Origin of the sequence: Nonomuraea sp. AD125B, assembly GCF_041402765.1 — a bacterium.
Classification (GTDB): domain Bacteria; phylum Actinomycetota; class Actinomycetes; order Streptosporangiales; family Streptosporangiaceae; genus Nonomuraea; species Nonomuraea bangladeshensis.
Window position 1 is genome coordinate 105,249 of the sequence record NZ_JBGLOU010000018.1, and the last position, 13,187, is coordinate 118,435.

Annotated in this window: 12 protein-coding genes; 7 read left to right on the forward strand and 5 right to left on the reverse strand. The window is 74.3% G+C overall.

Going from position 1 to position 13,187, the window contains the following annotated elements; translation table 11 throughout:
* The first annotated feature begins 10 nt into the window (after positions 1 to 10).
* The 5 genes from ACBR40_RS38060 to ACBR40_RS38080 all read left to right on the forward strand — a co-directional run bounded on the left by ACBR40_RS38060 (position 11) and on the right by ACBR40_RS38080 (position 7,648).
* The gene (locus ACBR40_RS38060; protein WP_371251840.1) at positions 11 to 1,879 is read left to right on the forward strand and encodes a propionyl-CoA synthetase; all 1,869 of its coding nucleotides are present in this window, start codon (positions 11 to 13) and stop codon (positions 1,877 to 1,879) included.
* Positions 1,880 to 1,939: 60 nt separating this feature from the next.
* Complete coding sequence (locus ACBR40_RS38065; protein ID WP_371251841.1) at positions 1,940 to 4,777, forward strand: NACHT domain-containing NTPase; 2,838 nt, start codon at positions 1,940 to 1,942, stop codon at positions 4,775 to 4,777.
* 101 nt (positions 4,778 to 4,878) lie between these two features.
* Complete coding sequence (locus ACBR40_RS38070; RefSeq protein ID WP_344206123.1) at positions 4,879 to 5,772, forward strand: hypothetical protein; 894 nt, start codon at positions 4,879 to 4,881, stop codon at positions 5,770 to 5,772.
* Positions 5,773 to 5,782: 10 nt separating this feature from the next.
* Complete coding sequence (locus tag ACBR40_RS38075; RefSeq protein ID WP_371251842.1) at positions 5,783 to 6,703, forward strand: hypothetical protein; 921 nt, start codon at positions 5,783 to 5,785, stop codon at positions 6,701 to 6,703.
* Between the two features lie 30 nt (positions 6,704 to 6,733).
* The gene (locus ACBR40_RS38080; RefSeq protein ID WP_371251904.1) at positions 6,734 to 7,648 is read left to right on the forward strand and encodes a hypothetical protein; all 915 of its coding nucleotides are present in this window, start codon (positions 6,734 to 6,736) and stop codon (positions 7,646 to 7,648) included.
* Here the strand turns inward: ACBR40_RS38080 and ACBR40_RS38085 are convergent.
* Both ACBR40_RS38085 and ACBR40_RS38090 read right to left on the reverse strand, forming a co-directional pair.
* A complete protein-coding gene (locus ACBR40_RS38085) occupies positions 7,594 to 8,790 on the reverse strand; it encodes a glycosyltransferase (protein ID WP_371251843.1) in 1,197 nt (398 codons plus the stop codon). The two genes, ACBR40_RS38080 and ACBR40_RS38085, sit on opposite strands and share 55 nt — an antisense overlap.
* Positions 8,791 to 8,794: 4 nt before the next feature.
* A complete protein-coding gene (locus ACBR40_RS38090; RefSeq protein ID WP_371251905.1) occupies positions 8,795 to 9,610 on the reverse strand; it encodes a formylglycine-generating enzyme family protein in 816 nt (271 codons plus the stop codon).
* A 221-nt stretch (positions 9,611 to 9,831) separates the two neighbouring features.
* On the opposite strand from ACBR40_RS38090, the gene ACBR40_RS38095 reads away from it, so the two are divergent.
* Both ACBR40_RS38095 and ACBR40_RS38100 read left to right on the forward strand, forming a co-directional pair.
* Positions 9,832 to 10,791 carry a Ppx/GppA phosphatase family protein gene (locus ACBR40_RS38095; RefSeq protein WP_344206130.1) on the forward strand — a complete coding sequence of 320 codons (960 nt, stop codon included), beginning with the start codon at positions 9,832 to 9,834 and terminating at the stop codon, positions 10,789 to 10,791.
* 84 nt (positions 10,792 to 10,875) lie between these two features.
* The gene (locus ACBR40_RS38100) at positions 10,876 to 11,169 is read left to right on the forward strand and encodes a hypothetical protein (RefSeq protein ID WP_371251844.1); all 294 of its coding nucleotides are present in this window, start codon (positions 10,876 to 10,878) and stop codon (positions 11,167 to 11,169) included.
* Here the strand turns inward: ACBR40_RS38100 and ACBR40_RS38105 are convergent.
* From ACBR40_RS38105 to ACBR40_RS38115, 3 genes are read right to left on the reverse strand one after another with little or no spacing between them, the layout of a single operon-like run.
* On the reverse strand, positions 11,141 to 11,938 hold the full coding sequence (locus tag ACBR40_RS38105; RefSeq protein WP_371251845.1) for an ABC transporter permease: 798 nt from the start codon (positions 11,936 to 11,938) through the stop codon (positions 11,141 to 11,143). The two genes, ACBR40_RS38100 and ACBR40_RS38105, sit on opposite strands and share 29 nt — an antisense overlap.
* Positions 11,935 to 12,828, reverse strand: a complete 894-nt coding sequence (locus ACBR40_RS38110; protein ID WP_371251846.1) for an ATP-binding cassette domain-containing protein — start codon at positions 12,826 to 12,828, stop codon at positions 11,935 to 11,937. The genes ACBR40_RS38105 and ACBR40_RS38110 overlap by 4 nt, the downstream gene beginning before the upstream one ends.
* On the reverse strand, positions 12,825 to 13,187 hold the full coding sequence (locus ACBR40_RS38115; RefSeq protein WP_371251847.1) for a hypothetical protein: 363 nt from the start codon (positions 13,185 to 13,187) through the stop codon (positions 12,825 to 12,827). Before ACBR40_RS38115 ends, ACBR40_RS38110 begins: the two co-directional genes overlap by 4 nt.

Here is a 13,187-nt window from a genome sequence, read left to right on the forward strand (position 1 = left end):
TGATCGATAAGTGGCTGGTTATGACGAGACGTACCTGCGGAGCATCCGGCATCCCGAGGAGTTCTGGGCCGAGGCGGCCCGCGGCATCGACTGGGACGTGGCTCCGGCCGCGGTCCTCGGCCCCGACGGCCGCTGGTTCCCCGACGGGCGGCTCAACACCTGCCACAACGCGCTCGACCGGCACGTGGCCGCGGGCCGCGGCGGGCAGCCGGCGCTGATCCACGACAGCCCGGTCACCGGCGCCGTGCGCGTGCTCAGCTACGCCGAGCTGCTCGACGAGGTGGCGCGGACCGCGGGCATGCTGCGCGACCTCGGCGTGGGCGCCGGCGACACCGTCGTGATCTACATGCCGATGGTGCCCGAGGCCGTGGTCGCGATGCTGGCCTGCGCGCGCCTCGGGGCGGTGCACTCGGTGGTGTTCGGCGGGTTCGCCGCCCGCGAGCTGGCGGTGCGCGTCGACCACGCCCGGCCCAAGGTCGTGCTGTCGGCCTCCTGCGGCATCGAGCCCAGCCGGGTGGTGGCGTACAAACCGCTGCTGGACGCGGCGCTGGAGGAGGCCGCCCACCGGCCGGAGCGGTGCGTGATCCTGCAACGCCCGCAGTGCCCGGCCGAGCTGACCGAGGGCCGTGACCTCGACTGGGCCGCGGCCGTGCGCGACGCCGCGCCCGCCCCCTGCGTGAGCGTGGCCGCCACCGACCCGCTCTACGTCCTCTACACCTCCGGCACCACCGGCTCGCCGAAGGGCGTGCTGCGCGACAACGGCGGCCACGCCGTCGCGCTGCACTGGAGCATGGCCAACGTGTACGGCGCCGCCCCCGGCGAGGTCTTCTGGGCGGCCTCCGACGTCGGCTGGGTCGTCGGCCACTCCTACATCGTCTACGCCCCGCTGCTGGCCGGCTGCACGACCGTCCTGTACGAGGGCAAGCCCGTCGGCACCCCCGACCCCGGCGCGTACTGGCGGGTGGTGGCCACGCACGGCGTGCGGACGCTGTTCACCGCGCCGACCGCGATCCGCGCCATCAAAAAGGAGGACCCCTCCGGAGAATTCGCGAAAAAGTGGGACCTGTCCGGGCTGCGGCACCTCTTCCTCGCCGGCGAACGCCTCGACCCCGACACCTACCACTGGGCCGCCGGCCTGCTCGGCGTCCCCGTCGTCGACCACTGGTGGCAGACCGAGACCGGCTGGCCCATCGCCGCCAACTGCGTCGGCATCGAGACCCTGCCGGCCAGACCCGGCTCCCCGACCAAGCCCGTGCCCGGCTGGGGCGTGCACGTCCTGGACGCCGACGGCAACGACTGCCCGCCCGGCGTCGAGGGCTCGGTCACGGTCAAGCTGCCGCTGCCGCCCGGCGCCCTGCCCACCCTCTACCGCGACGAGGCCCGCTTCCGCTCCTCCTACCTCGACCGCCATCCCGGCCACTACCTGACCGGCGACGGCGGCCACTTCGACGCCGACGGCTACCTCTACGTCATGGGCCGCATCGACGACGTCATCAACGTGGCCGGGCACCGGCTGTCCACCGGCTCCATGGAGGAGGTCCTCGCCGGCCACCCCGACGTCGCGGAATGCGCCGTCATCGGCGTGGCCGACGAGCTCAAGGGACAGGTCCCGGTCGGCTTCGCGGTGCTCAAGTCCGGCTGCGAGCGCGACCCCGGGGAGCTGGAGCGCGAGCTGGTCGCCCTGGTACGCGAGCGCATCGGCCCCGTCGCCGCCTTCCGCCGCGCCGTCGTGGTCGCCCGGCTGCCGAAGACCCGCTCCGGCAAGATCCTGCGCGGCACCATGCGCGACATCGCCGACGACCGCCCGTACACCACGCCGTCCACGATCGAGGACCCCGCCGCCCTGCCGGAGATCGCCGAGGCGATGAAACGGGCATGAAAGGAATGTGACCGCCGCACCCAGCGCTGACGGGACAACCCCAGTCCCCGGGAGAAGGCCATGATCGAGACCCCGAGCTACGCCGACGCCCTGCGCATCCTCGGCTGCAAGGACGGCAGGCTGGCCAAGGTGATCGGGTTCGCCGCGGCGGCCGAGCGCAGCGGGTGGCCGCTGGCCGGCGCCGGGCAGCTCGTCATGGGCGTGGCCGACATGCGCGCCTCCGTCGTCCGCTACGGCGAGGACGTCCTCGGCCGCCTGCCGGAGCTGCGCGGCGGCGTCGACCGGCACACCCGCACCCAGCGCCTGGCCGCCGCGCACGCCGTCATCGTCGTCTCCGCCTACTTCGAGGCGCTCGGCGAGGCCAAGCTGCCGTTCACGCTGGAGCAGCTCGACCGCACCGAGAAGATCGCACGCGGCGTGCCGACCCCCGAGCGCTTCGCCCGCCTGATGGCCGCCCTGATGCTGGAGCGCCTGCCCACCCCCGAGCCGCACGTCCCGTTCGGCGAGACCCGCCAGGCGGTGGAACGTGCCTACGCGCGCATGTCGGAGGCCCTGACCGGCTACGCCGCCGGCCTGCCCGTCTGGGACGAACTGAGCCACGACGACCAGATCCTGCTGCCCCGGATGCTCGCCGAGGGCCCGCCCGCCCACGCCCTGCGCGTCTACGACGAGAACTACCGCTCGCTGGCCCTCGACAGCCACGAGTTCGGCGTGCGCAGCCTGGTCACCGAGCGCCCCCAGCCCTCCACCGCGCTGTCCAGGGTGGCGTGGCTGCTGGCCGAGCTGGCGCCGCCCCGCGTCGGCGACCGCCCCATGGTCCACCTGGCCAGGATGGCCGCCAACCTGCTCGACCAGCCGCTCCTGCTGGCCGGCAAGCTGCCCGAGGACGTCTACCTGCCGCTGCTCGGCGAGGGCTACCTCACCCCGCGCTGCCGGGTGGCCGAGCTGACCCGCGACGCCTCGCCCACGCTCGACGGCTGGTGGGAGGACCAGCGGCTGCTGCCGGACACCGAGGCGTTCCTCGTCGGGCACCTCACCTCGCTGCGCGCCACCCGGGCGCCGCTGCTCGTGCTCGGCGACCCCGGCTCGGGCAAGACCAAGCTGACCGAGGTGCTGGCCGCCCGCCTGGCCCGCTCGGAGTTCCTGCCGATCCGGGTGGACCTGCAGGGGGTCGCGCCGCGCGCGGACGTCACCGAGCAGATCGAGCAGGCCATCGCCGCCGTGCTCGGCGAGGAGGTCTCCTACGGCGACCTCGTGGAGGCCGCCGGCGGCGCGCAGCCGGTCATCCTCCTCGACGGGCTGGACGAGCTGCTGCTCGGCGGCGCCGGCCGCTACGACTACCTCGCCCGCGTGGAGGAGTTCCAGCGCCGCGAGGCCGGGCTCGGCCGCCCCGCCGCCGTCATCGTGACCAGCCGCACGGTCGTGGCCGAGCGCATCCGCTTCCCCGACGGGCTGCTGGCGCTGCGGCTCCTGCCGTTCGAGGACGACCAGGTACGCCAGTGGCTGGAGATCTGGGACCAGGCCAACCGCGCCCTGCTGGCCCGCCGCGACCTCACGCCGCTGCCCGCCGAGGCCGCGCTCGCCCACGGCGAGATGGCCCGCCAGCCGCTGCTGCTGCTCCTGCTCGCCCTCTACGACGCCGGCGGCAACGCCGCGCAGCAGGACGACCCCCGGCGGCGCCCGCTCAAGCGCTCCCGCCTGTACGAGGTGCTGCTGCGCGACTTCACCGAACGCGAGACCGGCGGCGCCGGCCGGGTGGTCATCGACCAGGAGCTGGTGCTGCTCGGCGCGGCGGCGCTGTCCATGCTGGCCCGCGGCCGCCAGGTCATCACCGACGAGGCGCTCGAACGCGACCTGCCCGCCCTGTGCCACGGCGGCGAGGACGACCCGGCGGACGCCGACCCCGACCGGCCGGCCCGCGCGGGCTGGGCGCGCAGGGCCACCGAGCGGTTCTTCTTCGTCCGCAGGGGCGGCCACGCCTTCCTGCACTCCACCTTCGGCGACTTCCTGGTCGCCTGGCTGGCCGTCTACGCGCTGCGCGACCTCGACCGCAGGCGCAGCCAGGCCGGTGACGAGCCCCTGGCGCTCGTGCAGAGCGTGGACGACGACCTGCTCTACGCCGTCATCTCCCACTCCTGCCTGGCCGAGCGCGGGCCGATCGTCGGGTTCGTCATCGACCTGCTCGACGACGTGCCGCCCGAGATCCGGGCCCGCTGCGTCGAGCAGCTGTCGGGGCTGCTGCGCCGCTCCCTGCACGAGACCGGGCGCCGCCACTTCACCGGCTTCCGCCCGGTGCGGCACAGCCTGGCGCGGCGGCTGGCCGCGTACTCGGCGAACCTCGCGCTGCTCGTCGTGGCCGCCGCCGACGGGCCGGTCCGCGTCTCGGAGCTGCTGCCGGGGCCCGACGCGGCCGAGCGCTGGTCGTCCTTCACCCACCTGTGGAAGGGCCAGCTCGGGGAGGAGGGATGGAACGGCCTGGTCACCGCCCTGTCGGCGCGGCGGGTCATGGAGAACGGCGTGGAGGACGTCGTGCTCGGCGCCGACGATCCCACGGGGATGGGTGACGCCGTCGTCGCCGTCGCCACCGGGCACGGCCCGCGCCACCGCCGCCTGCTCGACCTGCTGCTGCGCGCGCTGGGGGAGGGGCGGCCCCTGCCGTACCGCGACCGGGTGGCCATCCTGGAGGAGCTGCTGCGCACGGCCGCGGTCCGCTCGCCGGCCGTGCACCAGGCGCTCGGCGCGCTGTGGGCGGAGGGCGGCGCCGACCACGCGCGGCTGCGACCCCTCCTGCGCGCCGTGCTCGCCGATCCGCGCGAGCGGCGGGCCGCCTGGGAGCTGCTGGTCAAGGCGGGCATCCCCGAGACCGCGCTGTGGGAGATCCAGCAGGACGATGGTTGAAACCCCGTACGCCCGGCGACATTCGAGGCTGACACGCGAGCGGATTGTTACGTAATATCCACATACCGAGCTTGGGGGGCGCCAGGGTGCCAGGACAGAGCGTGGGTGTGGTCGTCGATCCGTCGGTTCCGGCGGAAGTCGCCGGGCTGTTACGCGTCAACGCCTCGCTGCTGTCCAGGATGCGCGCCGGATGGACGCCCCGCGACTCCTCCTGCGACTCCCGCCGGCCACGCCGCGGCTCCTCCAGCACCCTGCTGCTGGCCGCCACCCCGGTGGTGATCGCCCTCATGGCCGTCCTGCTCGACTCGCCGTTCGCGCCGGCCGGGTTCGTGCTGCTCGGCACGTTCGTCTTCGTCGTCCTCGTGAAGATCGCCTCCATGAGCGAGCCGCCCGAGGACGAGCGCCCCCACGAACGCCAGGTCTACGAGCAGGCCCGCTGGTACGACGGCCGCTACCTCCTCGGCGAGGACTTCGACCAGGAGGCGCGGCTCGTGCTGGGCCGCGCGCAGCGCGCGGTCGGCGCGGTGCTGCGCTCCCACGTCAACGCCGAGGGCCTGCTCGACGACGCCGGCAACGCCGTCATGCTGCCCGCGCAGGAATGGGAGATCGCCCGCCTGCTGGCCAAGCTCTCCGCCCTCCGCCGCGAGCACCGCGAGCTGCACGAACGCGGCCTCGCGCCCGAGGTCGCCCCGGTGCTGCAGCCGCTCGAACGCGCCCTGTCCGCCAGCGAGGCGGCGGTGGTCGCCCGCGTCGAGGCTCTGGAACGTTACGCCGACCGCGTACGCGAGGCCGAGCGCGCCTACCACGCGCACGCCCAGATCGAGGAGCTGCGGACGCGGCTGCCGCGCTACGAGGAGCTGCTGGCCGAGTCGGGCGCCGACGGGCTCGCGCTCGCGGAGCTGGAGAAGCTGGCGGACGACGCCGACACGCTGGAGCGCACGCTCCGGCACAGCGTCGAGTCCGCGCACGTGGCCTTCCGCCACCTGGAAAGCTGACGGCCGCGCCATGACCGACATCCTGCCCGGCCGCCCCGCGAAGGTCGTCGTCGATCCGGCGCTCTCCCGCGAGGTCGCCGACCTGCTGCGCGCCAACCACGCCCTGCTGGCCCGCGTCCACCAGGGCTGGCGGCCCCCGCCCAAAGGCCCCGACCCCACGCTCGGCCTGGCCGTGAGCGTCGGCACCGGCGTGGTGGCGGCGGTGCTCGCCCTGTACGGCCTGGCGCTGTTCGCCGCCGAGCGCTACACGTCCTTCGCGATGACCATGACGGGCGCGGCCGTGCTGACCGTCGCCGTGCTGCTGCGGCCGCGTACCGACGCCGGGATCGAGCGCCGTCGCGCCCTCGAACGCGAGGTCCACCAGCACGCCCGCGGCCACGAGGGCCACTACGTCCTGGACGAGCACCTCGACGAGCCCGCCCGCGCCCTGCTGGCCCGCGCGGGGGCGGCCGTCGAGCAGATCACGGCCTCCCGGATCAACGCCGAGGGCCTGCTGGACGACGTGCGCAACGCGGTGATGCTGCCCGCGCAGGAGTGGGAGATCGCCCGCCTGCTGGCCAAGTTGTCGGCGCTGCGCGCCGAGCACCAGGAGGTGATCGCCGAGGGGGTGACGCCCGAGGTGGCCGCCGTGGCGGGGCCGCTCGCCGAGGCCCTGGACAGCAGCGAGGCCGCGGTGCTCGCCCGCGTCGAGGCGCTGGAACGCTACGCGGGACACGTCGCCGACGCCGAGCGCGCCTACCGCGCCCGGCGGCAGATCGAGCGGCTCAGCGCCCGCCTGCCCCGCTACGAGGAGCTGCTCGTGGAATCGGGCGCCGACGGCGCGGCCGTCCCGGAGCTCGACGGATTGTCCGAGGAGGCCGGCCGCCTTGAGCAGGCGTTACGCGACAGCGTCAGCTCGGCTCACGAGGCTTTTCGCCACCTTGGGGGGTGAGTTGGCTTAGGATCCGAATTTGTGGCGGATATGGTGGTCGATCCCCAGATACCACCGGACGACGCGCAGGTGCTGAGGCAGTCCCGGCGCGTGCTGGTCAAGATGCGCCAGGGCTGGGCGCCCCAGTCGCGCAGGGCCTCGCCGGTCGCGCCCCGCGGCATGGTGAGGATCTTCGCCATGGTGGTCCTCTTCGGGCTGGTGCTCGGCCTCGGCGCCGCGAGCAGGGGTGTCGGCCTGTTTCTGCTCGTGCTGTTCGCCGTCCCCCTGGTGATCGGGCTGTTCGCCCGCCAGGACCTGGCCGGGGAGGACGAGGACGACACCGAGCGCCAGATCTACGAGCTGCTGCGCTGGCACGAGGGCCGCTATGTGCTCCTCGACGACCTCGACGAGTCCGCCAGGCGGCTGCTGGCCCGCGCGCAGCGGGCCGTCGCCACCGTCACCGGCTCCCGCGTCAACACCGAGGGCCTGCTGGACGACGCCCGCAACGCCGTGATGCTGCCCGCCGAGGAATGGGCGATCGCCCGCCTGCTGGCCAAGCTGTCGGCGCTGCGCACCAAGCACCGCGAGACCGTCTCGCGCGGCCTCACGCCCGAGGTCGAGGCCGTCGCCGAGCCGCTGGCCCGCGCGCTCGACGGCAGCGAGGACGCCGTGCTCGCCCGCGTCGAGGCGCTGGAGCGCTACGCCGCCAACGTCACCGAGGCCGAGCGCGCCTACCTCGCCCACGAGCAGATCGAGGAGCTGCGCGGGCGGCTGCACCAGTACGAGGAGCTCGTCGCCGAGACCGGCGCGGACGGCTTCGCGGTGCCCGAGCTGGACCGGCTGGCGGCCGACGCCGACCGGCTGGAGCAGGCGCTCAGGCGGAGCGTGAGCTCCGCCCGCGAGGCCTTCCGCTACCTGGACCCGGGAGCGCCGAAAGAGGTGCCGGGAGCACCGGGCGAGCCCTGACCCACGCCGGCGCCGCCCGCGTGGGCCGCCTCCAGCAGCAGGTCGCACAGGGCGTCCGCGGCGTCCACGCGGCCCAGCTTGGCCGCGGCCTGCCCCATCGCGGCGCGCAGCCCGGGATCGGCCAGCAGCGGCATCAGCTCAGCGAGGAGCATGTCGGGCGTCGGGTGCGGCTCCAGCAGCGCCCGCGCCGCCCCCGCCGAGGCCAGGTAGCCGGCGTTCTTGCGCTGCTCGTCGCCGCCGGTCGGGATGAGCGGGATCAGCACGGCCGGCTTGCCGATCGCGGTCAGCTCCGAGACCGTCCCCGCGCCGCTGCGCGCGATCACCACGTCGGCCGCGGCGAACAGATCGGCCAGCTCGGCCCCCACGTACGGCACCGGGTGGTAGCGGTCGGCCAGCTCGGCGGGCACCGGCACCGCGCGCATCTGCTCGATCCAGTTGGGCCCGCACTGGTGCACGACCTGCGCGTGCGGCAGCAGCCGCGGCAGGATCTCGGCGATGAGCGTGTTGATCTGCTTGCTGCCCTGCGCGCCGCCGGTCACGTAGATGAGCGGGACCTCGAACGTCAGCCCGAACAGGTCGTAGGCCGCCGCCCGGTCGCCGGCCAGCAGCTCCGGCCGTACCGGGTTGCCGGTCACCACGGCCTTGGCGCGGGCGGAGGCGGGCAGGTGCTCCAGCGACGACTCGTGCGACAGCGCGATCCGGGTGGCGAGGCGCGACAGGATCCGGTTGGCCAGCCCGACGACGGTCGTCTGCTCGTGCATGACGAGCGGGCGGCGGATCAGCTTGGCCGCGACGCCGATGGGCACGGCCACGTAGCCCCCGGTCGACAGCACCACGTCGGGCAGGTAGCGGGCCGCGTGCCCGATCGCCTGGAACACCCCGACCGGGATGCGGAACACGTCCGCGATGTTGGTGCCCAGCTCCCGGAGGTTGGGGCGGCGGCGCAGCTTGCCGGTCGTGATCGCCTTGAACGGGATGCCGTGCTCGGCCGTGATCCTGGCCTCCAGGCCGTTCGCGGTGCCGACCCAGAGCACGTCGTGCGGCACCTGGCGGCGCTGGAAGGCGGACAGCGTCGTCAGGGCCGGGTAGGTGTGACCGCCGGTGCCGCCGCCGGTGATCAACAGTCGCAGGGTTCGTGACATGCGATCAGAGTATGGCCGCGCAGCGGAAACCGGTGTGCCCGGTCGCCGAGTCCGGGGTGTTGGAGGTGCGCGCGGCCACCCGGTAGCGGTTGCAGTAGGAGTCGTGGCACATGTACGACCCGCCGCGGATCACCTTCGCCGTGCCCTCGGCCGGCCCTGCCGGGTTCTCCGCGTACGGCTCCCACGCCGTGCCCCACCAGTCGGCGGTCCACTCCCAGACGTTGCCCGCGACGTTGTAGAGCCCGTAGCCGTTCGGCTGGAACGACTTGACCGGCATCGTCCCCTTGCTCGGCGCGGTGGGGAAGTGGCCCTGCCAGATGTTGCACCGCTGCCGCCCGTTCGGCGCCAGCTCGTCGCCCCAGGGGAAACGCTTGCGCTCCAGCCCGCCGCGGGCGGCCATCTCCCATTCGGCCTCGGTGGGCAGCCGCTTGCCCGCCCACTCGGCGTAGGCGGTGGCGTCGTTCCAGGAGACGTGCACGACGGGGTGGTTCTGCCGGGCGCCGATCGACGAGCCCGGCCCCTCCGGGGTGCGCCAGGCGGCCCCCTCGACGCCCGCCCACCAGGACGCGCCGGGCACGGTCGCGTCGATGACGCCCGCGCGGGCGAACTGGCGGAACACGAACGACCAGCCGATCCGCTCGGCCTCGGTGACGTAGCCCGTCTCCTTGACGAAGGTGGCGAACTGGGCGTTCGTCACACACGTCGGATCGATCATGAACGGGTCCAGCCGCACCTCGCGGACCGGTCCCTCGCCGTCCTCCGGGCGGGCGTCCCAGTCGTCGCCGCCCATGAGGAACGTCCCGCCAGGGACGCGTACCATGCCGCGCGGCGGCGCCGACCGCCGCGTGGTCAGGACGGCCGGCCGCGGCTGCGGCGTGGCGGCGCCCTCCCTGCTCGGGCCACAGCAAGCGCTCAAAGTCCCCCCAAACGTGTCATACCAGTAAGGAAGGGTAGCCCTTGCACCATGCCCCCGATCACGCGGCCGCCGCTGGTCACCCCTCGCGTTATGCCATGAATCCGGCAGAACGGTAGCGTCTTCCCATGCGACTCGGCGTGCTGGACATCGGCTCGAACACGGTGCATCTCCTCGTCGTGGACGCCCACCGCGGCGCCCGGCCCATCCCTGCGTACTCGCACAAGGAGGAGCTGCGCCTCACGGAATACCTCGGCGAGGACAACCGGCTCGCCGAGCGGGGCGTCGAGCGGCTGTGCGCGTTCGTCAAGGAGGCCGTCGAGCTGGCCGAGGACAAGGGCGTGGAGGACCTGCTCGCCTTCGCCACCTCCGCCGTGCGCGAGGCGGCCAACGGCGAGGAGGTGCTGGCCCGCGTCGAGGACGGCTGCGGCGTGCACATCGAGGTGCTGTCGGGGCGCGACGAGGCCCGGCTGACCTTCCTCGCCGTGCGCCGGTGGTTCGGCTGGTCGTCGGGGCGGCTGCTGGCCTTCGACATCGGCGGCGGCTCGCTGGAGATCGCGGCCGGCGTGGACGAGGAGCCCGACGTGGCCGTCTCGCTGCCGCTGGGGGCCGGGCGGCTGACCCGCGACTGGTTCACCGCCGACCCGCCGTCCGCCGAGGAGGTGCGCAGGCTGCGGCGGCACGTACGCACCGAGGTCGCCCGCACGGTCGGCTCCGTCGCCCGTTACGGCCGGCCCGACCGCGCCGTCGCCACCTCCAAGACCTTCAAGCAGCTCGCCAGGATCGCCGGGGCCGCGCCCACCAGCGAGGGCCTGTACGTGCCCCGCCGGCTCACCCGGCAGGACACCGCCGACTGGGTGACCAAGCTCGCCGCCATGAGCACGGCCGAGCGGGCGCGGCTGTCCGGCGTGTCCGAGGGGCGGGCGGCGCAGCTCGCGGCGGGCGCGCTGGTCGCGGACGCGGCCATGGACCTGTTCGAGGTGGACAGCCTGGAGGTGTGCCCGTGGGCGCTGCGCGAGGGCGTCATCCTGCGCCGGCTCGACCTGCTGCCGGGCCGGCTCGACCAGTCGGGACTGGTAGCGGGCTGAGCACGCACTCTTCTGGCGTGGAGTAAGTGCGTTATATCCGCATGAGTTGGCATAACCGGCTGATGATCGGGAACTCTTCGCCAGATGTTGGACGTGCTCGGCGCCATCGGGTCCCTGCTGGTCGTGCTGCTCCTCATCGCCGTCGCGATCGCCGTCATCGCCGTGATCGCCCTGGTGGCGTTCGTGGTCATGGCCGGCTCCATGCTCCCCCTGCCGCGGCTGTGGCGGCGGCTGACGGGGCGGGAGCGGCGGCTGACGGTGAAGCTGAGCGGCGAGAGCGTCCCCGAGCGGCGGCGCGGCGAGCTGAGCGGCCGCACCCCGCGCCTGCGCCGCCACTTCGCGCTGGAGGTCAGGCGACGTCGCGGCGCAGGGGTCTGAGCAGCGCGGCCGTGCTGGCCAGCGCCGTGTATCCGAGCAGCACCAGCGCTCCGGCCGGGGGGGACAGCAGACGGACGGGCTCGCTGGACAGCTGCTGGGCCAGGGCGTCGGCCACGGCGGTGAAGTCGGTGAGCGCCGCCGTCGCGCCGCCGGGCAGCAGGGGATAGAGGTGGCGGACGCCCGGGATCGTGACGAGGATCAGCTCCGCCCCGTACAGGTAGCCGACCACCACGCAGAGCGCCGCGACCTGGTGGCGGATCAGCGCGCCCATGCCGACGCCGAGCACCGTGTAGGCGGCCATCGCGACCGCCAGGCGGGCCAGGAGCTCGGCGACGGTCCCCGCGTCCAGGCCCAGGGTGACGCCGCGCGCCGCGGCGGCGCCGAACAGCGCCACGGCGGCGGTGCCCGACAGGACGAGCCCGTAGACCACGCCGGCCAGCCCGTACGTCACGAGCTTGGCGGCCAGCACCCGCCATCGGTCCGGGGCGTACAGGAACGTGACGGTGATCGTGCGGTGCCGGTACTCGGAGGTCAGGGCCAGGGTGCCGACGGCGGCAGGGACGAAGGCGGTGAAGCCGAGAAAGCCGAGCACGGCCCGCACCCCCGCCTCGGTGTGCAGCCCCGGCATCGGCGGGTCGAAGTTCTCCGGCCCGACGAGGGCCAGCAGCCCGACCAGGCCGCCGCCGAGCAGGGCGGCCACGAGCAGGGTGCCCAGCCACAGCCGGGTCGCGAGCAGCCTGCGGAGCTCCGCGTGGATCAGGGGTCTCATGCGTCCGTCCGTTCGCCGGTCAGGTCCAGGAAGAGCTCTTCCAGGCTGGGCGGGCAGGCGGCCAGGCCGTGGACGGGCAGCTCGTGCGCCGCGGCCAGGCCGGCGATCTCGGCGGGCTCCAGCCCGTGCACCCGCAGGTCGCAGGGCCCGTCGCGGTCGATCCCTCGGGCGGCGGGCGCGAGGACGCGGGCGAGCCGGTCCGCGTCCGGGCTGCTCACCCGTACGACGTGTCCCGCGCCGGCGAGCTCGCTCAGCGCCCCGGCGGCCAGCAGCCGGCCCCGCCGGATGACCACGACGTCGTCGGCGACCTGCTGGACCTCGCCCAGCGCGTGGCTGGAGACCAGGACGGCGCGGCCCTCCCCGGCCAGCTCGCGCAGGAACGCGCGCAGCCAGGCCGTGCCCTCGGGGTCCAGGCCGTTGCCCGGCTCGTCCAGCAGCAGGACGCCGGGGTCGCCCAGCAGGGCGGTGGCCAGGCTGAGCCGCTGCCGCATGCCGGTCGAGTAGGTGCCCGTCGCGCGGTCGCCCGCCGCCGCCAGGCCGAGCAGGCCGAGCAGGTCATCCACCCGGCGGGACGGGTGCCCGCCCATCGCCGCGTAGATCCTGAGATGGTCCCTGGCCGAGTGGCGCGGATGGAAGGCGGCGGCGTCGAAGGCCGCCCCCACGACGCTCGTCGGGCGTGGCAGGTCGCGGTAGCGCCGCCCGCCGATCGTCACGCCGCCGGAGGTGGGCGCGACGTGGCCGACCATCATGCGCATGGTCGTGGTCTTGCCGGCGCCGTTGGGGCCGAGGAAGGCGGTGACCGCTCCCGGCCTGACGGTGAAGTTGAGGTCGTCGACGGCGGTGAGCGTGCCGTACCTCTTGGTCAGGCTCCGGACCTCGACGCCGCTCATGCGGCCGTCGCCCGGATGGTCTCGGCGAGCCGGTCGGCGCCGGGGACCGAGACCACGACCTCGTCGAACTCGCCGCCCGAACCCGCGCGGTCCAGCAGCAGCCGCAGCCCGGGCAGGTGACGGTTGACCGCCACCAGCTGGCGGGGGCCGCCGTACAGGCCCCAGACGCCGATCTTGGTGTGGCCCGACACGGCCAGCCCGCTGCGCGCGCCACGCGGGACGCGCAGCGGCTGCCCGGTGGCGACCGCCTCCCGCACGGCCGCCAGGGGGATGACGTGCCGGGCGCGGCCGGCGAAGAACCTCTCCCAGGGGCCGAACTTCACGATGATCGAGCCGCCGTCGATGATGACCGTCGCCAT

What these genes read in the sequence shown, in the direction of transcription:
- ACBR40_RS38065 (WP_371251841.1), top strand. Translation starts at nt 1,940, where the DNA reads ATGATCGAGACCCCGAGCTACGCCGACGCCCTGCGCATCCTCGGCTGC.
- ACBR40_RS38075 (WP_371251842.1), top strand. Translation starts at nt 5,783, where the DNA reads ATGACCGACATCCTGCCCGGCCGCCCCGCGAAGGTCGTCGTCGATCCG.
- ACBR40_RS38080 (WP_371251904.1), top strand. Translation starts at nt 6,734, where the DNA reads ATGGTGGTCGATCCCCAGATACCACCGGACGACGCGCAGGTGCTGAGG.
- ACBR40_RS38085 (WP_371251843.1), bottom strand. Translation starts at nt 8,790, where the DNA reads ATGTCACGAACCCTGCGACTGTTGATCACCGGCGGCGGCACCGGCGGT.
- ACBR40_RS38090 (WP_371251905.1), bottom strand. Translation starts at nt 9,610, where the DNA reads ATGGTACGCGTCCCTGGCGGGACGTTCCTCATGGGCGGCGACGACTGG.
- ACBR40_RS38095 (WP_344206130.1), top strand. Translation starts at nt 9,832, where the DNA reads ATGCGACTCGGCGTGCTGGACATCGGCTCGAACACGGTGCATCTCCTC.
- ACBR40_RS38100 (WP_371251844.1), top strand. Translation starts at nt 10,876, where the DNA reads ATGTTGGACGTGCTCGGCGCCATCGGGTCCCTGCTGGTCGTGCTGCTC.
- ACBR40_RS38105 (WP_371251845.1), bottom strand. Translation starts at nt 11,938, where the DNA reads ATGAGACCCCTGATCCACGCGGAGCTCCGCAGGCTGCTCGCGACCCGG.
- ACBR40_RS38110 (WP_371251846.1), bottom strand. Translation starts at nt 12,828, where the DNA reads ATGAGCGGCGTCGAGGTCCGGAGCCTGACCAAGAGGTACGGCACGCTC.
- ACBR40_RS38115 (WP_371251847.1), bottom strand. Translation starts at nt 13,187, where the DNA reads ATGGCGACGGTCATCATCGACGGCGGCTCGATCATCGTGAAGTTCGGC.